The following is a 22,556-nucleotide window of genomic DNA, read 5'->3' as shown; positions in this document are numbered from 1 at the left end:
GCCGCTCGACCGGCATCGCCCTGCGCGTTACAGCCGTGCCCATGGATCTTGAAATCGACATCGAAGCCCCCTGGCCCACCACTACCGATTGGGCCGACCTTGCCGAAGCCGCTCTGGAAGCGCTGGTGCAGGTGGCGCCCGAACTGGACAACCAGCGGCTCACCGCCAGCGTGCTGTTCACCAGCGATGCCGAGATCCATGTGCTCAACCGCGAATGGCGGGCCAAGGACAAGCCCACCAACGTGCTATCCTTCCCTATGATTGCACGGGCCGACCTGTTGGCCCTGGCTGCTGACGGCGCGCCCGAAATGCTGGGCGATATCGCTCTGGCGTGCGAGACCTGCACCCGTGAAGCCGCAGAAAAAGGCGTGCCGTTCGAACACCACGCCAGCCACCTGCTCGTCCACGGACTGCTGCATCTGGCCGGGCACGATCACGAGATCGGCGAGGGTGAGGCCGAAACGATGGAAGCGCTGGAAACAAAGGCTCTTGCGATCCTTGGCATTCCCGACCCATATGGGGACCGGATTTAAGCAACAGGGGCACTAGCGCACGATGGCCGACAATGGCCGCCATACCGAGGCGGGCTCGGGAGAAGGCGACAGTAGCGGCACGCTTTGGCGTGCCTTCAGGCGATTGTTCCAGTCCGATGGCGATCAGTCGCTGCGGGCGCAGCTTGAAGACGTTATCAACGAGCATGAAGGCGAAGCCGGACATTCGCCGGGCGCGCGTGGAGACCTCTCCCCGCTGGAACGGCAGATGCTGCGCAACCTGCTGCATTTCAGCGAGCACGATGCCGATGACGTGGCGATCCCCCGCAGCGAGATCATCGCCATTCCCGCGTCTGCCACGTGGGCCGAAGTGATCGAGGCGTTCGCGGAGCACGGCCACAGTCGTATGCCGGTCTATGGTGAGACGCTGGATGCGATCAAGGGCATGATCCATATCAAGGACGTGTTCCCGCTGCTGGCGCGCGGCGCGCCGCCGCCGGAGGACTGGACCACGCTGCTGCGCCAGCCGCTCTACGTGCCCCAGTCGCGCGGGGCGCTGGACGTGCTTGCCGACATGCGCGCGCAGCGCATCCACCTGGCGGTGGTGATCGACGAATACACCGGCACCGATGGCATCATCACGATCGAGGATCTGGTCGAGGAAATCGTCGGCAACATCGAGGACGAGCATGACGATGCGCCGCAGGACTTGCTGGTTGCGATCGGCGAAGGCATGTGGGACGCCGATGCCCGGGCGGAACTGGACGACGTGGCGCGACTGATAGACCCGCGACTTGCCGAAGTGGAAGAATCAGTAGACACCCTTGGTGGGCTCACGTTCGTGTTGGCCGGGCAAGTGCCCGAGGTGGGCGCGATCGTGAATCATCAAAGCGGGTGGCGCATCGAAGTGACGGACGGCAACGAACGCCACGTCACCCGGCTGCGACTGCACCCGCCGGTGGAAGAACTGGAACCGGAAGCGGATTAACCCTCGCCGTCCGCATCGGGTGGCGATCTTGAACGAGTGAAAAGACAAACACGTTGGCGTTACGTCGATTACCCCCCTTGCGCGCGCTGGAAGCTTTCGTGCGCGTGGTCCGTCTCGGCTCCGCCAAGGCGGCTGCCAACGAACTCGCGCTCAGCCCGTCCGCATTGTCGCGCCGGGTCGCCGCGCTTGAGGATTTCACCGGCAAGCGGCTGTTTACCCGCCAGCACCAGGCGATGAAGCTGACTGACGAGGGGCAGGCGTTCTACAACGCCATCGCCCCCAAGCTCGAAGAACTGGCCGAAGCGGTGGAAGGCCAGATCGATCGTGGCCAGGTGCTGCGCCTGCACCTGGGCGTGCCGTCGCTGTTCGGCGGGCAGCGCCTGTTTCCGCGCCTGCCCGAACTGCGCAAGCAGCACCCGCGCCTGCACATCGACATCGATACCGGCGCCCATCTGGAAGACCGCGTCGGCGATACGCTGGATGCGGCGATCATCCTGGCCAAGGAACCCGACCCACAATTCTACCGCGTGCAGCTGGACCATAACAAGGTCTACGCCATCACCTCGCAGGACTTGGCACAAGAGTTGGGCGCAACGCCCGACGAAAGCCGCTTGTCGCGCCAAACCTTCCTCATCCACCAGGACTTGCCGGACAGCCTCGAGGCGTGGAAGCACGCGATAGACCTGCCTGACCTGGAGCCCGCGTCCGTAGACCGGTTCGATTCCGGCCAGTTGCAGCTGGAAGCGGCAGCACAGGGGCTGGGCATCGCCATCATGCACGACGACCACTTCCGCCGTGCCCACGACCCCCGGCTGGCGCGCCTGTACGATATCGACGTGGAAAGCCCCTACCGCTACTGGTTCGTCTGCCGGCCTAAGGCGCTGGAATCCCGGCCCGTGCGTATGTTCCACGAGTGGTTGCTGCAGGCCGGCCTGTAAGTTCACAATCATACGGTTGGCCCGCCTTAACAGGCACGCTATATCCGGAGCGCCTTGCCGCCAAGGTGCGGCGCTGAAGTGGGGAATTTGGATGCGCTTTGCCGTTGCCGCCTGCATGGGGCTTTTCGCTCTCGCCTCGCCTGCGCTTGCGGCGCCTGAAGGTCCCGCTGCCGCCACCACCAAGGCCGACGCTGCCGTTGATCCCGCCCGCCTCGCCGCGGCCCGCCGCACGGTGGATTACGTTTTCCCGACGGGCACATACGCGCGAATGCTGAACGGGACGATGGACAAGATGATGGATTCCATGATGGACTCCATGATGAAGATGCCCGTCCGGGATCTGGCCGGCATCAGCGGCGTGGACGCCAGCAAGCTAGGCCCCGGCACGACCGCCCAGATCATGGAAATCTACGATCCGGTCTATCGCGAACGCATGCGGGTGACCACGCACGCGATGATGGGCGAGATGAGCACGCTGATGACCCGGTTCGAACCGGATATTCGCGAAGGGCTGTCCCACGCGTATGCTGCCAAGTACGACGTGCGCCAGCTGGGCGAACTCAACGCCTTCTTCGCCACGCCCACCGGGCGGCAATACGCCGCCGATTCCTACCTCGTCATGATGTCGCCCGAAGTGATGAGCAAGATGCAGGCGTTCGTGCCCGAACTCATGAAGCAGATGCCGGCGATCGTGGAAAAGGTGAAAGCCAAGAACGCATCGCTGCCGCCGGTGCGCAAGTACGCCGACCTGAGCGATGCGGACAAGACGAAGCTGGCCGGCCTGCTTGGCATTTCGCGTCAGGACTTGGACAAGAGCGAGGCCACCAAGGCGCACGCCGAGCCCTCGCCGTAAGCCGCGCCGGCCACACGCGGCAAACAAAAAGGGCGGCCCCGCAAAGGCCGCCCTTTCTCTACGCGCAAGGTTTCCGATCAGCCTTCGCTGATGGTGGCCTTGACGATCTTGCCCGGCTCACGCGGCGGCTCGCCCTTGGGCAGCGCGTCAACCACGTCCATCCCTTCAACGACCTGGCCCCAGACGGTGTACTGCTTGTCAAGGAAAGTGGCGTTGTCGAACACGATGAAGAACTGGCTGTTGGCCGAGTGCGGATAGCTGGTGCGCGCCATCGACGCGACGCCGCGCACATGCGGCTCGGCGCTGAATTCAGCCTGCAGGTCAGGCTTCTTGGAGCCGCCCATGCCGGTGCCGTCAGGGCAGCCGCCCTGCGCCATGAAACCGGGGATCACGCGGTGGAACTTCACGCCGTCGTAGAAACCTTCGTTGGTCAGTTCCTTGATCCGCTCGACGTGACCGGGGGCCAGGTCGGAGCGCAGCTTGATTTTGACGTCGCCGCCTTCGCCATTGCCGGTGTCGAGGGTCAGGTTCAGAAATTCATCGGCCATTGGCATGTCTCCTTGTGCCGGCACCCGACGATCTGCGGGGCGCCTTCGGCTTGGCGGCCTGATATAAGGCGCAGCGCGGCAAAGTCACGCCATCGCGACGCAGTTTGCGTGTAGCCCGGCAATCGTCAGGCGCGAGGTTGCAATTGCGAACTAGCCGCGTAGACCGGCCAGCATGAGCGATCTCGATCTCAAGGATGAACCGGCCGACGTGGTGATGGACCTTACGCGTCCGGATACCCCCGAATCCGAATCGCTCGACGCGGACAACCATCTGCGTCCCGAATTCGTGCGCAACGTAAAGGACGCGCTCGAAGACGGCGATTCCGACCGCGTCTACGACCTGGTCGAACCGCTCCACCCCGCCGACATCGCCGACTTGTTCGAGATCGTGGACGAGCGTGAACGCGCCGCCCTGGCCAGCTCGATCCGCGACCTGATGGGCGTGGAAGTCATCGCCGAGTTGAACGACTGGGTTCGCGAAGCGTTGATGGAAGCGCTTCCAGCCGACGTGGTTGCCGGGATAGCCGGACAGCTCGAAACCGACGACGCGGTGGCGATGCTGGAGGATCTGGACGAGGACGACCAGCAGGCCGTCCTTGCCGAGATGGAGCCCGAAGGCCGCGCGGCGATCGAATCGGCGCTGTCCTATCCCGAGGAATCCGCCGGCCGCCTGATGAGCCGCGATTTCATCGCCGTTCACGAGGCGATGAAGGTGGGTGACCTGATCGACTTCCTGCGCGAACATCGCGAATTGCCTACCGAGTTCTGGGAAGTGTTCATCGTTGATCCGCTGCACCGGCCGATCGGCGCCTGTGCGCTGTCATGGATCCTGCGCGCGCCGCGCAACATCCCGCTTTACGACGTGATGGCACGCGACCAGACCCTGATACCGGTAGACATGGATCAGGAGGAAGTGGCGCTGCGCTTCCAGAAATATGCGCTGATCTCTGCCGCCGTGGTCGATACCTCGGGCCGGCTGATCGGCCAGATCACCGTCGATGACGTGGTGCACATCATCCAGGAAGAAGCCGGCGAGGACGCGCTGCTTCTGTCCGGTGCCGGCGATGGCGACATCAACGAGCCAATCCTGCTCACCGTGCGCGCCCGCCTGGCCTGGCTGGTAGTGAACCTGGCCACCGCGATGCTGGCCGCTTCGGTGGTCGGTCTGTTCCAGGGCGCCATCGCCCGCTTCGCGCTGCTCGCCGTGCTGATGCCGATCGTCTCGGGCATGGGCGGCAACGCCGGCACACAGACGCTGGCGGTGGTGGTGCGCGCGCTCGCCACCAACCAGCTGACCAGTTCCAACACCAAACGCATGATCTGGCGCGAACTGCGCATCGCGATGGCCAACGGCTCGGCGCTGGGGCTGCTGATCGGCGGCGGCACGGCGCTGGTGTTTTCCAACCCGCTGCTGGGCGCGGTGATCGGCGCGGCGATGGTGTTCAACAACATCGTGGCGGGCCTGGCCGGCATCATGGTCCCCGTCACGCTCGATCGCTTCAAGGTCGATCCGGCGGTATCCTCCGCCGTTTTCGTGACCACCGCTACAGATACGATGGGCTTCTTCTCGTTCCTGGGCCTGGCGGTACTTACGGGACTCGCCTGAAGCCTGCGCGCTTCCTATCTTGGCGGTGATGCCGCTGCACATGACCAAGATCGCCTTTTCCGCCACCAGCCCCGCCGACTTGCGGCGGTGGCTGGAAAGCCACGCGCACGAGGCGCTGATGACCACCCGCTACCTGCCCAAACGATACGAGGAGATGATCGGCGGCTCGCTGTTCTGGATCTTCGAACATACGCTGATCGGCCGCTCACCCATCAAGGGCTTCGAACAGCGTGAGGACGGGCGCTGGCACATCCGCCTGGAACCGGTGCTGATCCCGATCCTGAGCAAACCCAAGCGCGCCCACCAGGGCTGGCGCTACCTGACCGACGCGGACGCCCCGCGCGATCTGGTGGACGGCGAGACCGCGGGCGACACCATCCCCCCCAAGCTGGCCCGCGAACTGACGCGACTGGGTTTGGTGTAGCCTTTGTTGCACTGGCGGCGAAGCGAACCGGTGGTAGGATCTGAAGTCCGCTCATTGCCGGAGTTTTGGATGAAACGTGCCGCCATCGCCTGTGCGCTGTTTGCATTGATACCCGGGGCCGCGCAGGCCGCTGACACTTTCGGCGAGGTATGCACAGGCACAGAAACGCTCAAGGTGGGCGATCAGCCGGGCAGGACCCTGCCTTACACTCTGACCTTCAGCGCGGACCTGATCACCGGATATTACTGCTATGGCCCGTGCGGGCCGGCCCAGACGTTCGCGATCAGCGATGCCCGATCCGATCCCCTGATACTGGCGAACCTCAACCGGGCCGGACAGGTCCGTCGCATCACATTCGATGCGCACAAGATGCTGCTGACAGATCACCAGGTCTACAGGGTGGGCATGATCGGCCCGATCGTCAGGAACGCATCGGCCAGTTGCCGCCCCGTCCCGTTTCACCAACCCCCTACGTTGCCCCTCGACAGCCCGTCGCAGCGGCACGACTGACTGGGGCGGGCGATCTCACCCGCGATCCAGCCACCAGCGCAGCAGCACATGCGCCACCGCATACGGAGGCGGAGCGCCAAACGCGTGGCCCTGCCCGCCGGTTTTCACGGCGTCCATGGCGTCCGCCACCTCGTCGCGCGTGAACCAGCGCGCATCGTCCAGCTCGGTGGCGTCGATGGTGATGGCTCCATTGTCGGCAACGGCGTGGCAGGCGATCATCAGCGAGGACGGGAACGGCCACGGCTGGCTGGCGACGTAGACCACATCGCGCACCCGCACGCCCGCTTCCTCGAAAACTTCACGCGCGACGGCCTCTTCCACCGTCTCGCCCGGCTCGACGAACCCGGCCAGCGCTGAGTATCGCCCCGCCGGAAACCGTGGCTGACGGCCCAGCAGCAGCTTGCCCCCATGCTCCACGGTCATGATCGTGACGGGATCGACGCGCGGGAAATGCTCGCTCGCGCAGGACAGGTTGGTGCACGAGCGTTGCCAGCCGCCCTTTGCCAGCACCGTGGGATGCCCGCACACCGCGCAGAAGCGATGCCGCGCATGCCAGCCCACCAGCGCCCGCGCGCCGCCGTATGCGGCAAGCTCTGGCGGTGCCAGAACGCTCATCGCGTTCCAGCTTGCCGGGCCGGCGTGCGGCCCGCCTGTGGGGGTGACAGGCGGCACAGCGGCGAAGCACCCGCGCCCGCTTTCGTCGATGCCCAGAAACACCAGTTCCGCATCCGGCCCGGCGTCAGCGATCGTGCCCCAGTCCAGCTGGTTGTCCACGGTCAGCACCGGGTCCAGCCCATCCAGCCGCAGCAGACGGCCATCGCCGCTCATCAGCGCGGCGATGGCTTGGGGATCGTTGCGTATGTGATCGGCGCGGTCGATCATCGATCCGGCAAAGGCGATCGGGGCCACGGGGGTCTTCAGCACGTCAATGTTTCTCCATCAGCGCCATGACGTCCGCTTTTAACGCCGTCTGGAATTCGGGTAGCAGGGTATTGGCGTCCGGCGGCATGAACTGCGCGAAGAATTGGGAGCGCAGGCCGTGGATCATGTCCACCATGCCCACCGTACCCGCCGCACCGGCCCAGCCGTAGATACCGTATTCCGCGCCAACGCCTACGCGCCCGCCGGCCCCGAACAAGCCGCCGCTGCCGATACCGGACGAAATCACGACACCCGGCGGCAGCAGGTTGCCGGTGCCGGCACGCACCGCCTGCGCCTGCAGCACCCGCCGCCCGTCGATCTCCCCGCCTTGCGCCAGCATGCGCAGGAAGCGGTCATAATCGCGCGGCGTGCTGACGAGGCCCGCGCCGCCGAACGGAAACGGCGGTTCGTCCAGAAAGATCGACGCATCGCCCGGATCGATCGGCACCAGCACCCCGCCCACCGCCGCGTAATTGGTGGTCAGCCGGAAGCCTTGCGATGCGGGAACCTGGAACCACGTGCTGGTCATCCCGGCCGGGCCAAGGATGGTTTCGGCCAGATACGCGTCGAACGCGCGGCCAGTCACCACTTCGATCACCCGGCCCATCAGGTCCAGCCCCATCGAATAGCTGAACCGCGTGCCCGGATCGGCGACCAGCGGCACTTGCGCCAGCCGGTCGGCAAAGGCTGCCAGCCCCTTGACCGGCGCGTTTTCGGTGAGGCCCGGCAGTTTCATGCGGCTGATCTGGCCCGCGACCAAACCCTTGCTTTCCATCAGCGTCTTGATCGGCCCGGTCTGGACGATGGTATAGCCGATCCCCGAGGTATGGGTCATCAGGTGGCGCATGGTGATCGGCCGGGCCGCGGGATGCAGTGCGGTAAGTGAACCGTCGTACGTGTCCTGCACCTGCATCTGCGCGTAGGCCGGCAGGATGTCCGACACCGGCTGGTCGAGGCCGAGCTTGCCCTTGGCGATAAGGTCCATCGCCGCCATCGCGGTGATCGGCTTGGTCATCGAATAGATGCGAAACAGGCTGTCCGGCGTAACCGCATCGGAATCGTTGAACCCCTCGGACCCGCGCGCCACGAACTCGGCGTCCTGACCAGGCAGGCCGAGTGAGGCCACCATGCCGGGAAACTTGCCCGGCCCCACCCACCGCGCGATCACCGCACGCACGTGCGCCATCACGTCCGGTTGCGAGGCAGCCAGCGCCAGGCGCGGCATCAGCGTGGCGGACAGGCCTGCCGCCGCCGCCAGCCGCAGGATCATGCGGCGGTCGATCGCCGCATCCAGATGCGCGTTCATGCAGGCTCCTTATGTGCCAGCGCCAGACGCGCGGCCTTGGCGAACACGGTGGGAAGGCCTGCCTCGTCCAGCCGATCAAGCGGCCACCATTCGCCGTCCGAAAGGCCGGACAAATTCTCGCCGCGATAGATCGTCAGTGTCAGTTCCAGCGCAAAGTGGGTGAACGCATGAACGACCTTGCCGGCATCGACCCATGCTCCGGTCACGGGAGGCTGTTCGCTGCCATCGGTGCGGGCGGCCCAGCCGTCATCAGGCAGCGCGCGCATTCCGCCCAGCAGACCGCTACCCTTGCGGCGCACCAGCCACACCTCGCGCCCGTCCCGCTCGATCCAGAAGGCGCGGCCTTGCCGCACGGCCTTGGCCTGCTTCGCGGCCTTCACCGGGAAACGCGCCGGATCGCCGGTCTGCCGGCCCGCGCATGGCCCGGCGATGGGACACAACAGGCAGCGCGGCGCGCGCGATGTGCAGATGGTGGAGCCAAGGTCCATCATCGCTTGCGCGAAGTCACCGGCGCGGTGATCGGGCGTGATCGCATCGGCACGGGCGCGGATGGCAGGGCGCGATCCGGGCAGCGGTTCTTCGATGGCGAACAGGCGGGAGACCACCCGCTCCACGTTGGCGTCCACCACCACGGCCCGCCGCCCGAAAGCGATCGCGGCGACCGCAGCGGCTGTGTAGGCGCCCAACCCTGGCAGCGCGCGCAGTTCCGCCTCGGTATCGGGAAAGCCGCCCCCGCGCGCAGCCACCTCACGCGCGCAGGCCAGCAGGTTGCGAGCGCGCGCGTAATAGCCCAGCCCCGCCCAGGCGGCCATCACGTCGGCATCGTCCGCACTGGCCAGCACCTCCACCGTGGGCCATCGGGCGGTAAAACGGGCAAAGTAGTCCTTCACCGCCGCCACCGTGGTCTGCTGCAGCATAACCTCGGACAGCCATACCCAGTAAGGATCGGGCGCAGGCGCGCCGGGCGGGGCGCGCCACGGCAGATCGCGGGCATGCTGATCGTACCAGTCAAGCAGAAGAGCGGCGAGCGCGATGTCGGAACTGGCGTCCATCACCGGGCTATGGCATTGGTCCGCCGGGAATGGAACGGGACATCGACAAACCGGCTGGCGATCGTGCCAAGCCTCGCAAGGCGGCAGCGGGCAAGGCCCCGGCCAAGCCGTTCGAGCGGGCGCGCGGCGGGCCGGCCCGCCAGATTTCAGACCTGATGCCGGAAGTGGGGCGCACCGCCTTTCGCCGCTTCGGTTTCGTACAGTCCAGCGTGGTATCGCGCTGGCCGGAAATTGTCGGCGCGCGCCATGCCCGGGTCTGCTCGCCCGAATCGATCCGCTTCCCGCCTGGCGAGAAAAGCGATGGCATCCTGCAGCTCGTCGTCGTGGCCGCGCATGCGCCGATGATCCAGCACGTGATCCCCGAAATCATGGCCCGGGTGAACCGCTTCTTCGGCTATAACGCGGTGGCGCGGGTCAAACTTCGGCAAGGCGAGGTTAAGCCCCCGCCATCCACAGCCCCGCGCAGCGCGCCCCCGTCGCTCAAGCCCGTGCCAATCGAACTGGGCGAATCGCTGCGGGATATAGGCGACCCGGAACTGCGTGCGGTGCTGGAATCGCTGGCCCGCGCCATGCTAGACCAGGAAGGCCAGGACACGACATGAGGATCCATGCCCGTATGAAGACCGCGCTGCGCATCACCGCCCTTGCCGCCTGCGCCGTGGCAAGCATCGCCGCCGCGCCAAAGCACGCGCCGGCAGCGCGCGGCGTGAACTGGATCGGCGTAACGGCGGTCACCGCGAACGGCGGCCATCGCCTGGGCAACCCGGATGCGCCGCTCAAACTGGTAGAATACGTCAGCTACACCTGCCCGCATTGCGCGCATTTCACCAAGGAATCCGAGCCGGTCCTGCGCATGACGCTGATCCCCAAGGGGCAGATCTCGGTGACCGTGGTCAACCTGCTGCGCAATCCCATCGACATGACCGTGGCGATGCTGACCAATTGCGGCGATCCCAAGCGCTTTTTCGTGCGCAACAACGCGTTCTTCGCCTCGCAGGACCAGTGGCTGGGCACCGCGGTGAAGTTCAGCGCGGAGCAGCAGAAGCGCTGGTATCAGGGCGAGCCGCCGCAGCGCATGCGCGCGATGGCCGCCGATCTTGGGCTTTACGACAAGATGGCAACCTGGGGCATCACCCGCGCGCAAGCCGATGCCTGCCTGGGTGACAAGGCCATACTCGCCAAGCTCAAGGCGCAGCAAACCGAAGTGCAGTCGCTAGGGCTGACGTCCACCCCCAGCTTTACGCTGAACGGCGAGGTCCTTGACGGGCATGACTGGGAATCGGTCTCCAAGGCGATCACCGACAAGATGGCCGAGCAGCGCGAAGGCAGCACCTGAAGCCTGCGCCTGTGGAATACGCCGCGCGGGATGCAACGCGGGCGCTTTGCCTTGGTAACGGCTTGGTCTAGCTGTTTCATTCACATCTCCACGCGAAGGATTCGCAACGCATGATCCGCAATTCCCTCCGTTCGGTTGTTCTTGGCATGGTTGCCGTGCCGCTTGCGCTGGGCCTTGCCGCCTGCGGCAAGAAGGACGAGACGAGCGCGACTGCAACCACGTCGGGCGCGCCGATCGGCAAGATCGCACCGCCTGCGGGCAAGTCCTGGGCCGACGTGCTGGTGAAAACGCCGGAAGGCGGCTACCGCATCGGCAACCCGGATGCGCCGATCAAGCTGGTGGAATTCGGCGCGCTGAGCTGTTCGCACTGCGCGGCTTTCGCGCAGGAAAGCTACGCCAAGATGCGCGATGATTACGTCGCCAGCGGCCGCGTCAGCTATGAACTGCGCTATTTCATGCTCAATGCGCTGGACGTGCCGGCAACGCTGCTCGCCACCTGCGGAGCTACCGAAGCCGTCATCCCGCTGAGCGAACAGTTCTGGGCCTGGCAGCCCAAGATGTTCGAGAACCTGCAAGCTAACCAGAAGCAGTTGGCCGCGATCGACGCGATGCCCAAGGCCCAGCAGCTTCCCGCGATTGCGCAAGCATCCGGCATGAGCGAGTTCTTCGCTTCGCGCGGGATCGCCCGCGATCAGGCGAACGCATGCCTTTCCGATGTCGCCAAGGCCAAGGCTCTGGCCGACCAGACGCAGAAGGCGTCGGACACCTTCAACGTCACCGGCACGCCCACCTTCATCATCAACGGCAACAACGTCGGCTCGATGGAGTGGAAGGAACTGGAAGCCAAGCTGCAGCAGGCCGGCGCGCGCTGATGCGGCGCTGACGGCATCCGATGCGCATTCACCGGCTCAAGCTCAGCGGGTTCAAGAGCTTCGTCGAGCCGGCCGAACTGCGCATCGAGCCGGGGCTGACGGGCGTCGTCGGGCCTAACGGCTGCGGCAAGTCCAACCTGCTCGAAGCGATCCGCTGGGTCATGGGCGAAAGCTCACCCAAGTCGATGCGCGGCGGTGGCATGGAAGATGTGATCTTCGCCGGCACTGACAAGCGCCCGCCCCGCGCTTTCGCCGAAGTGGTGCTCAAGGCCGAAACAGCGGCACGGGCGGACGGTACGCGTGAGGATCTGGAAGTCGTGCGCCGGATCGAGCGCGGGGCCGGCAGCGCCTATCGCATCAACGGGCGCGATGTGCGCGCGCGGGACGTGGCGCTCACGTTCGCCGATGCCGCCACCGGTGCGCACAGCCCCGCTCTCGTCAGCCAGGGCCGTATCGCTGCTGTCATTGCCGCCAAGCCTGCCGAACGACGCGCCATGCTGGAAGAAGCCGCCGGCATCGCCGGCCTGCACGTGCGCCGCCGCGATGCCGAACAGCGCCTGCGCGCTACCGAGGCCAATCTGGCGCGGCTGGACGACATCATGGCCGGGCTGGACAAGCAGGTGCTCGCTCTGCGCCGGCAGGCCCGGCAGGCGGAGCGCTATACCGCGCTGACCGACCAGATCCGGATCGCCGAAGCGCGGCTGGTGTTCGCCCGCTGGCGCGATGCCGCCGCTGCCGCAGACCTCGCCCGTAAGGATGCGTTGGCAGCTGAGGCGCGGGTGAGCGCGGCCCAGCACACCGCCGCCACCGCGCAGGACGCGCAGGCCAAGGCCGCGCAAAGTCTCGCCAAGGCGCGCGATACGCTGGCCGACCGGCGCGACGACGCCAGCGCGCAAGGCCACCGCATGGCCACGCTGAACAGCCAACTGGACTCCGCGCGGCAGCGTCTGGCCGATCTGGATCGCCAGCGCACCCGGCTGGAAGAGGACCGCCGCGATGCCGATCGCCTTACGCGCGATGCGGCCGAAGCGCTCACCCGGCTGGAGCGGGAACTGGCAGCCGGTGAAGCGCAGCTGGCCGCAGACGAGGCCCTGCGCCCGCGCTTCGCCAATGCGCTGGACGGGGCCGAACAGGCCAGCCGCGCCGCCGAACTTAACCTTGCGCAAGCCACCGCGCGGCAGGCCGGCGTGGAAGCCGAATGGCGCATCGCCGACGCGGAACTGGCGCAAGCTCGCAGCCGGCAGGCCCGCGCGGCGCAGGACGCTACCCGAATCGAAGCGCAGATTGCCACGCTCGCCGATGCCGCCATCCTCGATGCGGACATCGCCGCCGCCCATGCCACGGCGCGGGAGGCCGCGCGCCGGGTTTCGGAATCGCGCGACGGCCTGGAGGCAATGCAGGCGCGCAAAACCGCGCTTCAGGCAGGGCGCGACGCCGCCGCGTCTGCGCTTGCCGGCGCGCGCGGCGACCTGACCGGCATCGAGCGGGAACATGCGGCCCTGCTGCGGGATCGGGACGCTCGCGCCAAGGGCGCCAACGCCGCTCATGGGTTGCCCGTTGCCATCGATGCAGTGCGCGCCGCGCCGGGATACGAGCGCGCGGTTGCCGCCGTGCTGGGGCGTGACGCCAAGGCACCGCTGGGCGCGGCTTCGGGCGCAGAGGGTCGGTTTTGGACCGGGGCGGATGTGCCGCCCGCGGTCGGCGGCAGCCTGGCCATGCATGTGACGCAGTGCCCGCCCGAGCTCGCCGCGCGGCTGGCGCTGGTGCACGCGGCCGAAGATGACGACGGGCGCGCGCTCAAGCCGGGCGAATGGCTGGTAACCCGCGCCGGCGTGCTCCGCCGCTGGGACGGTTTCGTGGCACGCGGTGAAGGCGCGGCGGAAGCGGCGCGGCTGGAGGCGGAAAACCGCTTCGCCGACCTGGATGCGCGCCTGCCCGCGCTGCGTGCCGCAGTAATAGAGGCGGAAGCCGGGCAGGGCGCGGTCCAGAGCGATCTGGCGGCGATCGCCGCGCGACTGCTTGCCGCCGAACACGCGATCGCCGATGCGGCACAGGCCGAGCGCACCGCGCTGCGGGCAGTCGATCAGGCGGAGGATGCCCGCACGCGCCTACAAGCCCGCCGCGCCGAACTGGACGCCGCGCTGGTGCAGGCAATGGAGCAACGCACCGCTGCAGACGCTGAAGTCACCGCCGCCGAAGGCAAGCGCAGCGCTCTCCCCGACCCGGCGGCGGGCCGCGCGGGGCTGCAGGCCGCGCAGCAGGCGCATGTGGAAGCGCGCTCTGCCCTGCAACATGCGATTGCCGCGCTTGCCGGTCACGATCAGGCGCTGGCTGTCGCGCGCGAACGCACCACCACCCAGCGCGCAGACATTCGGGGCTGGCAGGCCCGCTCCGGCGATGCCGCCAACCGGCTGGCGCAGATGGGCGGCAGACTGGAAGAGATCGAAGCCGAACGCGCCGGGGTCGCCGCCAAGCCCCCCGCGCTTTTGGCCCAGATCGAGGAGGGTGACGCAGTCCGCGTGCGACTGGCTGGGGAACTGGCCGCCGCAGAGGCCGCACTGCTGGCTGGGACGGACACTGCCGCCCGCGCTGACGCGGCCTTGGCGCTAGCGCAGGAAACGCTGGCGTCCGCGCGCGAAGTGCGGGCCGGGGCCGCCGCGCGCGCCGAAAACGAAGACGCGCGGCGCGTGGAAACGAGCCGGATTTCGGGCGAGCGCTTCCAGTGCCCACCGCCGCTGTTGCCCGAACGCTTTGCCTTCGCCGAAGCCGAGGTCGGCAATGCGGAGGGCGAGGCAACCGCGATGGACCGGCTGACGGGCGAGCGTGAACGGATCGGCCCGGTCAACCTGATCGCGGCGCAGGAACTGGCCGAAGCGGAAAGCCAGCTTGGCCTCAACGTGGCGGAAAAGACCGAACTGACGGAGGCTGTGAATCGCCTGCGCGGATCAATCGGTAACCTCAACCGCGAAGGGCGTGAACGTCTGCGTGCCGCGTTCGAGGCGGTCGACGGCCATTTCCGCCGCCTGTTCACCCGGCTGTTCCAAGGCGGACAGGCGCATCTGGCGCTGGTCGATTCGGACGATCCGCTGGAAGCGGGCTTGGAAATCTATGCCCAGCCGCCGGGTAAGCGCCTGCAATCGCTGACGCTGCTGTCCGGCGGCGAGCAGGCGTTGACCGCAGTGGCGTTGATTTTCGGCCTGTTCCTGACCAATCCGGCGCCGCTATGCGTGCTCGACGAAGTGGATGCGCCGCTGGACGATGCCAATATCGAGCGGTTCTGCGACCTGCTGGAAGCGATGACGCAGGAGACCGATACCCGCTATCTGGTGGTCACGCACAACGCGGTCACGATGAGTCGGATGCATCGCCTGTTCGGAGTGACGATGGTGGAGCCGGGCGTATCGCGCCTGGTGAGCGTGGATCTGGGCGGGGCGGAGGCATTGCTCGCCGCAGCCGTTTAAAGTGTTTTTATGCGGATTACAGACACAAAAAACCCTCCCGGAAGGGAGGGCTTTTATGTCCGCCGTAAAACCGCTTTTCCGTAGCCCCTGTTTAGGGGACCCAAGAAAAACGGCGGGAGCCAGCCTGCCGCAAGGGCAGACGCCGGCCCCACACGCCGGATTACATTGCCTCGGACGGAGCCTCGGACGGAACGTCAGTCGCGTCACCAGTCATCAGCTCTTCCGGAGTGGTCTCAACCGACTCGGTTTCCGTAGGAGCGGGTTCCTTACCGCAAGCCGCGAGCGACAGAGCGGCAACCGTCGCGAACGCGGCGAAAGCAATTTTCTTCATGCGAATCCCCTTGCATTGTTTGGCCCATAGGCCAACGCTTGCAGGCAAGCCTGCAGCGCCATTCTTTAGACGAGACTATGGTGCAACGCAAACAGGAAAGTGGAGAGGGCAAAACACGCGGAATTGCTGGGGCTTGCTTACATATAAAGATATCTTTATATGACTTCGCATGCGGATCGACCCTCTCTTGCGTGCGCTTTCCGAGCCGACGCGCCTACGCATGATGCGCCTGCTGGCGCACATGGAACTGGCGGTTGGCGAGGTCGCGCAAGTGCTGGGGCAAAGCCAGCCGAGGGTATCGCGCCATATCCGCATCCTGTGCGATGCCGGCCTTGCCGAACGGCGCAAGGAAGGCAGCTGGGTGTTCCTGCGCAGCGCGGTCAGCGAAGAAGCATTGGTATCGAAAGGCGTGTCGAGCGGATTGTCGAGCGGCCTGGGGCTTGGCCGCGCCGCCGCACACCTGCTGGCCGTTGCGGAACGCGAAGACCCGCAATTCGCCGCCCGCTGCGCCGAGGATCGCCGGCATCTGGCCGCCATCCGCGCCGGGCGCGAGGCCAATGCGCAGGCCTATTTCGCGCGCCACGCCGCCGAGTGGGACACGCTGCGCCGCCTGCATGGCGCTGACGAACCGGTGGAGGATGCCCTGCTGGCAGCGCTTGGCGGCCATTCCCTGGGCGCCGCGCTGGACGTGGGGACAGGCACCGGCCGGATGGCGCAGCTGCTGTCCGCGCGGGCAGACCATGTGACCGCGCTGGACAAGAGCCCCGAGATGCTGCGCATCGCCCGGGCGCGCCTGCAATCCCTGCCAGCAGACAAGGTGGACCTGGTACAGGGCGATTTCACCGCATTGCCTTTTGCGCCCGAAGCCTTCGACACCGTGCTGTTCCATCAAGTGCTGCATTATGCGCAGGATCTTGCCCCGGTGCTGGGCGAAGCGGCGCGGGTGCTGCGCCCCGGCGGACGGATCGCCGTGGTCGACCTTGCCGCGCACCAGCACGAGGAACTGCGCGAGCGGCACGCCCATGCCCGGCTCGGCTTTTCCGACGAACAGATGCGCACACAGCTTGTCGCTGCTGGCTTGACCCCGGCCATCCCGGTCGCCCTGCCCGGCGATCCCCTGACCGTAAAGATCTGGACCGCGCGGCGTAACACTGCGCCCGCACCCGACGCCTTCGAACGTGAGACTGCCCCTGTATGACTGCCACCACCCGCCCATCGGAAGCCCCGCTGTTCGCAGGCCTGCCCGGCGATATTGCCGTATCGTTTGAATTCTTCCCGCCCAAGTCGGAGAAGATGGAAACCCAGCTGTGGGACGCGATCACCCAGCTTGCGCCGCTTGACCCGGCGTTCGTATCGGTGACTTACGGCGCGGGCGGCTCCACGCGGGAGCGCACGCACGCCACCGTATCGCGCATCGTGCGTGAAACCGATCTGGTGCCCGCCGCGCACCTGACGTGCGTGGCCGCCAGCAAGGCCGAGATCGCGGATGTGGCGGACCAGTACTGGGATGCGGGCGTGCGCCATATCGTGGCCTTGCGCGGCGATCCGCCCCCAGCCGATGGCGGCCGGTTCGTGCCGCATCCGCAAGGCTATGCCAGCGCTGCCGATCTGGTGGCGGGGCTAAAAGCGCAGCACGATTTCGAGATTTCGGTCGCCGCTTACCCGGAAATCCATCCCGAGGCGACGAGCAGCGCGGCCGATCTTGATAACCTCAAGCGCAAGATTGATGCCGGCGCCACCCGCGCGATCTCGCAGTTCTTCTTTTCGACCGAGGCCTATTTCCGGTTTCTGGACAAGGCGCTGGCGGCGGGCATCACCGCGCCGATCCTGCCCGGCATCATGCCCGTCACCAGCTTTGCCGCGATCCGGCGGATGAGCGGCAACACGCTGGTTCCCGCCTGGCTGGAAACGATGTTCCAGGGACTGGACGAACGCCCCGGCCCGCGCGCCCTAGTGGCGGCGGTGGCCGCGGCCGACTTGTGCAAGCGCCTGTACGAGGGCGGCGTGCGCGATTTCCACTTCTACACCCTCAACCGCGCCGAGCAGGCATATGCGATCTGCCAGCTGCTCGGCCTGCGTCCCAAGGAGAACGCGGCATGAGCGCACGTGAGACATTCCTGGCCGAAGCGGCCAAGCGCATCCTGATCACCGACGGGGCGTTCGGCACCGAGATCCAGAACTGGAAGCTGTCGGAAGCCGACTATGCCGGCGCGCTGGGCCTTGGCCACGACCAGAAGGGCAACAACGACATCCTCGCGCTTACGAAGCCGGAGGTGCCCGAAGCGATCCACCGCGCCTATTTCGAAGCCGGCGCCGACATCGCCGAGACCAACACTTTCTCCGCCAACCGCATCAGCCAGGCCGATTACGGCGCGGAAGATCTGGTGCGTGAGATCAACGCGGAATCGGCCAAGCTGGCGCGCCGGCTGGCCGACGAGTTTCAGGCCAAGGACGGGCGCCCGCGGTTCGTGGCCGGCGCGATCGGGCCGACCAACAAAACCTTGTCACTCAGCCCCGACGTGAACGATCCCGGCTACCGCGAGATCGAGTGGGACACGCTGGTCGATGTCTACAAGGAGCAGGCTGCCGCTCTGGTGGAGGGCGGCGCGGACTTCATCCTGATCGAGACGGTGTTCGACACCCTCAACGCCAAGGCCGGCATCATGGCGGTGCGCCAACTGGAGCAGGAGCTGGGCCGTGAGGTGCCGATCATGCTGTCGATGACGCTTACCGACCTGTCGGGCCGCAACTTGTCCGGCCACACAGTGGAAGCGTTCTGGCACGCGGTGCGTCACGCCAAACCGATCACCATCGGCCTCAACTGCTCGTTCGGCGCGACGCAGCTGCGCCCGCATGTGAAGACGCTGGCGGAAACCGCCGACACCCTCATCATGATCTACCCCAACGCCGGGCTTCCCAACGAGCTGGGCGAGTATGACGAGATGCCCGATACGACGGCGGGCTTCGTGGGCGAATGGGCGGTGGCCGGCCAGGTCAACGTGCTGGGCGGCTGCTGCGGCTCCACGCCTGCGCATATCGCTGCCATCGCCCGCAAGGTTGCCGGGCTTGAGCCACGTAACCTGCCCCGGCTGGAGCCAGTGACGCGGCTGGCGGGCCTCGAGCCTTTCATCCTGCCGGCCTGAGACAGCACAGCCATGAACACCCTTCCTATCTGCCGCATTCGCCCGGCCGGGCCGGACGATGCCGACGCGCTGGCACTGGTGGGCGCGGCGACGTTTCTGGAAAGCTTTGCCGGCGTGGTCGACGGGGCGGCCTTGGTTACCCATTGCCTGCACCAGCACAGCGCCGGGGCCTACCGCGCCTACTTCGCCAAGGGTGCGAAAGCGTGGCTGGCGCAGATCGAGCCGGGCGGTGCGCCGGTGGGCTATGCGCTGTCCTGTGCGCCCGAACTCGATCACGCCCGACCTGGCGACGTCGAATTGAAGCGGATCTACCTGCTGTCCCGCTTTCAGGGCACGCCTATCGCCGGCGCCCTCATGCGCGCGGCGCTGGACGAAGCGCAAGGGCACGCCCGGCTGCTGCTGGGCGTGAAGGCGGACAATCACCGCGCGCTTGCCTTTTATGCCAAGCACGGGTTCACGCCCATCGGCACCCGCCGCTTCGACGTAGGCGGCAAGACATACGACGACGCCGTGCTGGCGCGGCCCCTCTGATTCAACGAGTAGACCCAAGATGACCGCCACTTCCTCCGGCTCCCGCTTCGTCAATATCGGCGAGCGCACCAACGTCACCGGCTCGGCCAAATTCAAGAAGCTGATCATGGCCGGCGATTATCCCGCCGCCGTGGAAGTGGCCCGCCAGCAGGTGGAAAACGGCGCGCAGGTGATTGACGTCAACATGGACGAGGGCCTGCTGGACGCGGTGGAGGCGATGACCACCTACCTCAAGCTGCTCGCCGCCGAGCCTGACATCGCGCGGGTGCCGGTGATGGTGGACAGTTCCAAGTGGGAGGTCATCGAGGCGGGCCTGAAATGCGTATCGGGCAAGCCGATCGTCAATTCCATCTCGATGAAGGAAGGCGAAGCGCCGTTCCTCGAAGCCGCGCGCAAGTGCATGGATTACGGCGCTGCCGTGGTCGTCATGGCCTTCGACGAGACGGGACAGGCGGACACCAAAGCGCGCAAGATTGAAATCTGCAAGCGCGCTTATGCGCTGCTTACGGGCATCGGCTTCCCGCCCGAAGACATCATCTTCGACCCCAACGTCTTCGCCGTCGCCACCGGCATCGAGGAGCATGACCGCTACGGGCTGGACTTCATCGAGGCGGTGGCGGAAATCCGCGCCGCTTGCCCGCATGTCCACTTCTCCGGCGGATTATCCAACCTGTCGTTCAGCTTTCGCGGCAACGAGACGGTGCGCCGGGCGATGCACTCGGTGTTCCTGTATCACGCGATCCCTGCGGGGCTCGACATGGCGATCGTCAACGCGGGCCAGCTTGACGTGTACGACCAGATCGACCTGGTCCTGCGCGATGCCTGCGAGGACGTGATCCTGATGCGCCGTCCGGGCGTTGGCGAGGATGGCAAGACCGCCACCGAACGCCTGATCGACCTGGCCGAAAGCTACAAGGGCAAGGACGTGGTCGCCGAAAAGGCCGCCGAGGAATGGCGCGGCTGGGACGTGGTCAAGCGGCTGGAACACGCCCTGGTCAAAGGGATCGACGCGTATGTGGTCGAGGATACCGAGGAAGCGCGCGCGCGCATCTTCGCAGCCGGCGGCCGCCCGATCGAGGTGATCGAAGGCCCGCTGATGGGCGGCATGAACGTGGTGGGAGACCTGTTCGGCAGCGGCAAGATGTTCCTGCCGCAGGTCGTCAAGTCCGCGCGCGTGATGAAGAAGGCGGTCGCCCACCTGATCCCCTTCATCGAGGCTGACAAGCAGCCCGGCGCGAAGGCCAAGGGCCGGATCATCATGGCCACCGTCAAGGGCGACGTGCACGATATCGGCAAGAACATCGTGGGCGTCGTGCTGCAGTGCAACGGCTACGAGGTGATCGACCTTGGCGTGATGGTGCCCTGGCCTAAAATCCTTGAGGCCGCGAACGAGAATCAGGCCGACATCATAGGCCTCTCCGGCCTCATCACCCCGTCGCTGGACGAAATGGTCACGGTGGCCGAGGAAATGCAGCGCGCCGAAATGAACATTCCGCTGCTGATCGGCGGGGCGACCACCTCCAAGGTGCACACCGCGCTGCGCATCGACCCAGCCTACACCGGCACCGTGGTACACGTGCTGGACGCCAGCCGGGCGGTGGGCGTCGCCTCGCAGCTGCTGTCCGATACGCAGGCGGACGGCTTCAAGGCGTCCGTCGCGATCGATTACGAGAAGGTGCGTGAAGCACGGGCGAACAAGGGGCAGAGCGACCTGCTACCGCTGGCCGAGGCGCGCGCGAACCGCTTCCCGGCAGACTTCGCGCTCAAGCCCGGCGCGCCTGCCCAGCCCGGCCTGCATGTGTTCGAGGCGTGGGATCTGGCGGACCTGGCCGAAGTGATCGACTGGACGCCGTTCTTTCGCGCCTGGGAGCTTGCCGGCAATTACCCGGCGATCCTGACCGATGACGTGGTGGGCGAAAGCGCCACCAGCCTGTTCGCCGATGCGCAAGCGATGCTGGCGCGCATCATCGACGAAAAGTGGCTGACCGCGCGCGGCGTCTGCGCCTTGTGGCCGGCCCATGCGGACGGTGACGACGTGGTGCTGGAAGGCGGCACCCGCCTGCCGTTCCTGCGCCAGCAGGTGAAGAAATCGCGCGACAGGGCAAACTTCTGCCTGGCCGATTTCATCGACCCCGCTGGAGACTGGCTGGGCGGGTTCGCCGTCGCGATCCACGGTATCGAGCCGCATCTGGCCCGCTTCCAGGCCGTGCACGACGATTACTCCGATATTCTGCTCAAAGCGCTGGCGGACCGCTTCGCCGAAGCCTTTGCCGAACGCCTGCACCAGCACGTGCGCACCACGCTGTGGGGCTATGCGCCCGGCGAGCAGTTGACCAACGAGGCGCTGATCCGCGAGGAATATCGCGGCATCCGTCCCGCCCCCGGCTATCCCGCCTGCCCGGATCATTCGCTAAAGCCCATCTTGTTCGACCTGCTGCGCGCGCCTGACAACGCCGGCATCGTGCTGACCGAAAGCCAGGCGATGCTGCCCACGGCGGCGGTGTCCGGCTTCTACTTCGGGCACCCGCAAAGCGAATATTTCGGCGTGGCGCGGATCGGGCGCGACCAGCTGGAGGAATACGCGGCGCGGCGCGGCGTCGATGTGCCGACCGCCGAGCGCTGGCTGCGGCCCAACCTGGACTGATCGGGCGATGACAGCAGCGCGCATCGTCAGCCGGACCGTCCTTCACGATGGCTGGTACACATTCTCCCGGCTTGAGTTGGAGATGCCCGACGGCGTGCGGGTGGAACGCCACTTGCTGGACAACGGCTCGGCGGTAGCGGTGCTGCCCTACGATCCTGTGCGCCGGGTGTGCATGCTGATCGAGCAGCCCCGCGCCGCGGTGCTGTCCGCCGGTGAACCGCCGCTGCTCGAAGCCATCGCCGGCGGGCTGGACGGGGCGGACCCGGCGCACCGCATCGTCGAGGAAGCCCACGAGGAAGGCGGCCTGCGCCTGGGCGTGCTGGAGCCGGTGAGCAACATCTGGCCGCTGTGCCCGGTCTCGACCGAGCGGGTGCAGCTGTACCTGGCGCCGTACGCCAGCGCCGACCGCATCGGCGCAGGCGGCGGTGCGCAGGGCGAGGACGAGAACATCACCGTTCACGAGATCGGCCTGGACACCTTGCGCGAACTCGTCCTCGACGGGACGCTGACCGATGCCAAGACGCTGATCCTGGCGCAGGCCCTGCTGCTGCGCCACCCCGGCCTGTGGACCGAGCCAGCCTGACCGTCGCGCCCATCTGCC

General features: G+C 66.6%; 22 protein-coding genes. 17 read left to right on the top strand and 5 right to left on the bottom strand.

The features are described from left to right. The first annotated feature begins 41 nt into the window (after positions 1 to 41). The 4 genes from ybeY (at position 42) to ASE49_RS02360 (ending at position 3,270) form a co-directional block, all read left to right on the top strand. On the top strand, positions 42 to 533 hold the full coding sequence (gene ybeY / locus ASE49_RS02375) for an rRNA maturation RNase YbeY (RefSeq protein ID WP_056768391.1): 492 nt from the start codon (positions 42 to 44) through the stop codon (positions 531 to 533). A 22-nt stretch (positions 534 to 555) separates the two neighbouring features. Continuing rightward, on the top strand, positions 556 to 1,479 hold the full coding sequence (locus ASE49_RS02370; RefSeq protein WP_056768389.1) for a hemolysin family protein: 924 nt from the start codon (positions 556 to 558) through the stop codon (positions 1,477 to 1,479). 53 nt (positions 1,480 to 1,532) lie between these two features. Then, positions 1,533 to 2,417 (top strand): LysR substrate-binding domain-containing protein, encoded by an 885-nt coding sequence (locus tag ASE49_RS02365; protein ID WP_200921943.1) that lies wholly within the window; start codon positions 1,533 to 1,535, stop codon positions 2,415 to 2,417. A gap of 91 nt (positions 2,418 to 2,508) precedes the next feature. Then, positions 2,509 to 3,270, top strand: coding sequence for a DUF2059 domain-containing protein (locus ASE49_RS02360; RefSeq protein ID WP_056768385.1), 762 nt, complete (start codon positions 2,509 to 2,511; stop codon positions 3,268 to 3,270). Between the two features lie 77 nt (positions 3,271 to 3,347). Here the strand turns inward: ASE49_RS02360 and ASE49_RS02355 are convergent, their stop codons facing one another. Then, positions 3,348 to 3,818 (bottom strand): peptidylprolyl isomerase, encoded by a 471-nt coding sequence (locus ASE49_RS02355; protein ID WP_056768383.1) that lies wholly within the window; start codon positions 3,816 to 3,818, stop codon positions 3,348 to 3,350. 172 nt (positions 3,819 to 3,990) lie between these two features. On the opposite strand from ASE49_RS02355, the gene mgtE reads away from it, so the two are divergent. The 3 genes from mgtE (at position 3,991) to ASE49_RS02340 (ending at position 6,358) form a co-directional block, all read left to right on the top strand. After that, positions 3,991 to 5,424: a magnesium transporter gene (gene mgtE / locus ASE49_RS02350; RefSeq protein ID WP_056768381.1), complete on the top strand. Its 1,434-nt coding sequence runs from the start codon at positions 3,991 to 3,993 to the stop codon at positions 5,422 to 5,424. Between the two features lie 28 nt (positions 5,425 to 5,452). Next, positions 5,453 to 5,848 (top strand): DUF1489 family protein, encoded by a 396-nt coding sequence (locus ASE49_RS02345; protein ID WP_056768379.1) that lies wholly within the window; start codon positions 5,453 to 5,455, stop codon positions 5,846 to 5,848. Positions 5,849 to 5,917: 69 nt separating this feature from the next. Continuing rightward, positions 5,918 to 6,358, top strand: a complete 441-nt coding sequence (locus ASE49_RS02340; RefSeq protein ID WP_056768376.1) for a hypothetical protein — start codon at positions 5,918 to 5,920, stop codon at positions 6,356 to 6,358. A gap of 15 nt (positions 6,359 to 6,373) precedes the next feature. Here ASE49_RS02340 and nudC read toward each other — a convergent pair whose 3' ends face one another. The 3 genes from nudC to ASE49_RS02325 are packed head-to-tail and all read right to left on the bottom strand — an operon-like array spanning position 6,374 to position 9,637. After that, a complete protein-coding gene (gene nudC / locus ASE49_RS02335) occupies positions 6,374 to 7,240 on the bottom strand; it encodes an NAD(+) diphosphatase (protein ID WP_056768649.1) in 867 nt (288 codons plus the stop codon). 43 nt (positions 7,241 to 7,283) lie between these two features. Next, on the bottom strand, positions 7,284 to 8,585 hold the full coding sequence (locus ASE49_RS02330) for a serine hydrolase domain-containing protein (protein WP_056768373.1): 1,302 nt from the start codon (positions 8,583 to 8,585) through the stop codon (positions 7,284 to 7,286). Next, positions 8,582 to 9,637, bottom strand: coding sequence for an A/G-specific adenine glycosylase (locus ASE49_RS02325; RefSeq protein WP_056768370.1), 1,056 nt, complete (start codon positions 9,635 to 9,637; stop codon positions 8,582 to 8,584). The genes ASE49_RS02330 and ASE49_RS02325 overlap by 4 nt, the downstream gene beginning before the upstream one ends. Positions 9,638 to 9,666: 29 nt before the next feature. On the opposite strand from ASE49_RS02325, the gene ASE49_RS02320 reads away from it, so the two are divergent. The 4 genes from ASE49_RS02320 to ASE49_RS02305 all read left to right on the top strand — a co-directional run bounded on the left by ASE49_RS02320 (position 9,667) and on the right by ASE49_RS02305 (position 15,306). Beyond that, entirely contained in the window at positions 9,667 to 10,239 is a 573-nt protein-coding gene (locus ASE49_RS02320) for a DUF721 domain-containing protein (protein ID WP_056768367.1), read from the top strand. After that, positions 10,236 to 10,973: a thioredoxin domain-containing protein gene (locus tag ASE49_RS02315; RefSeq protein WP_056768364.1), complete on the top strand. Its 738-nt coding sequence runs from the start codon at positions 10,236 to 10,238 to the stop codon at positions 10,971 to 10,973. The genes ASE49_RS02320 and ASE49_RS02315 overlap by 4 nt, the downstream gene beginning before the upstream one ends. 110 nt (positions 10,974 to 11,083) lie before the next feature. Continuing rightward, positions 11,084 to 11,845: a thioredoxin domain-containing protein gene (locus ASE49_RS02310; protein WP_056768358.1), complete on the top strand. Its 762-nt coding sequence runs from the start codon at positions 11,084 to 11,086 to the stop codon at positions 11,843 to 11,845. A 20-nt stretch (positions 11,846 to 11,865) separates the two neighbouring features. Beyond that, positions 11,866 to 15,306 (top strand): chromosome segregation SMC family protein, encoded by a 3,441-nt coding sequence (locus tag ASE49_RS02305; RefSeq protein ID WP_056768355.1) that lies wholly within the window; start codon positions 11,866 to 11,868, stop codon positions 15,304 to 15,306. Between the two features lie 160 nt (positions 15,307 to 15,466). On the opposite strand, the gene ASE49_RS18500 is transcribed toward ASE49_RS02305, so the two are convergent. After that, positions 15,467 to 15,637: a hypothetical protein gene (locus ASE49_RS18500; RefSeq protein ID WP_200921942.1), complete on the bottom strand. Its 171-nt coding sequence runs from the start codon at positions 15,635 to 15,637 to the stop codon at positions 15,467 to 15,469. Between the two features lie 169 nt (positions 15,638 to 15,806). Here ASE49_RS18500 and ASE49_RS02300 point away from each other — a divergent pair, with 169 nt between their 5' ends. Genes ASE49_RS02300 through ASE49_RS02275 form a run of 6 tightly spaced genes read left to right on the top strand, consistent with a single transcriptional unit; the run spans position 15,807 to position 22,538 of the window. Then, a complete protein-coding gene (locus ASE49_RS02300; protein WP_056768352.1) occupies positions 15,807 to 16,835 on the top strand; it encodes an ArsR/SmtB family transcription factor in 1,029 nt (342 codons plus the stop codon). Then, positions 16,832 to 17,737: a methylenetetrahydrofolate reductase [NAD(P)H] gene (gene metF, locus ASE49_RS02295; RefSeq protein ID WP_056768350.1), complete on the top strand. Its 906-nt coding sequence runs from the start codon at positions 16,832 to 16,834 to the stop codon at positions 17,735 to 17,737. Before ASE49_RS02300 ends, metF begins: the two co-directional genes overlap by 4 nt. Further along, a complete protein-coding gene (locus tag ASE49_RS02290) occupies positions 17,734 to 18,780 on the top strand; it encodes a homocysteine S-methyltransferase family protein (RefSeq protein ID WP_056768348.1) in 1,047 nt (348 codons plus the stop codon). The genes metF and ASE49_RS02290 overlap by 4 nt, the downstream gene beginning before the upstream one ends. 12 nt (positions 18,781 to 18,792) lie before the next feature. Further along, positions 18,793 to 19,311, top strand: a complete 519-nt coding sequence (locus tag ASE49_RS02285; protein WP_056768346.1) for a GNAT family N-acetyltransferase — start codon at positions 18,793 to 18,795, stop codon at positions 19,309 to 19,311. 19 nt (positions 19,312 to 19,330) lie between these two features. Then, a complete protein-coding gene (gene metH / locus ASE49_RS02280; RefSeq protein ID WP_056768343.1) occupies positions 19,331 to 21,955 on the top strand; it encodes a methionine synthase in 2,625 nt (874 codons plus the stop codon). 7 nt (positions 21,956 to 21,962) lie between these two features. Beyond that, entirely contained in the window at positions 21,963 to 22,538 is a 576-nt protein-coding gene (locus tag ASE49_RS02275; RefSeq protein WP_200921941.1) for an NUDIX hydrolase, read from the top strand. The last annotated feature ends 18 nt before the right edge of the window (positions 22,539 to 22,556 follow it).

It is taken from the genome of Novosphingobium sp. Leaf2 (assembly GCF_001421325.1).
Lineage (GTDB): Bacteria > Pseudomonadota > Alphaproteobacteria > Sphingomonadales > Sphingomonadaceae > Novosphingobium.
The sequence above is the reverse complement of the archived record's forward strand: the minus strand, read 5'-3'. Positions and strand labels throughout refer to the sequence as shown.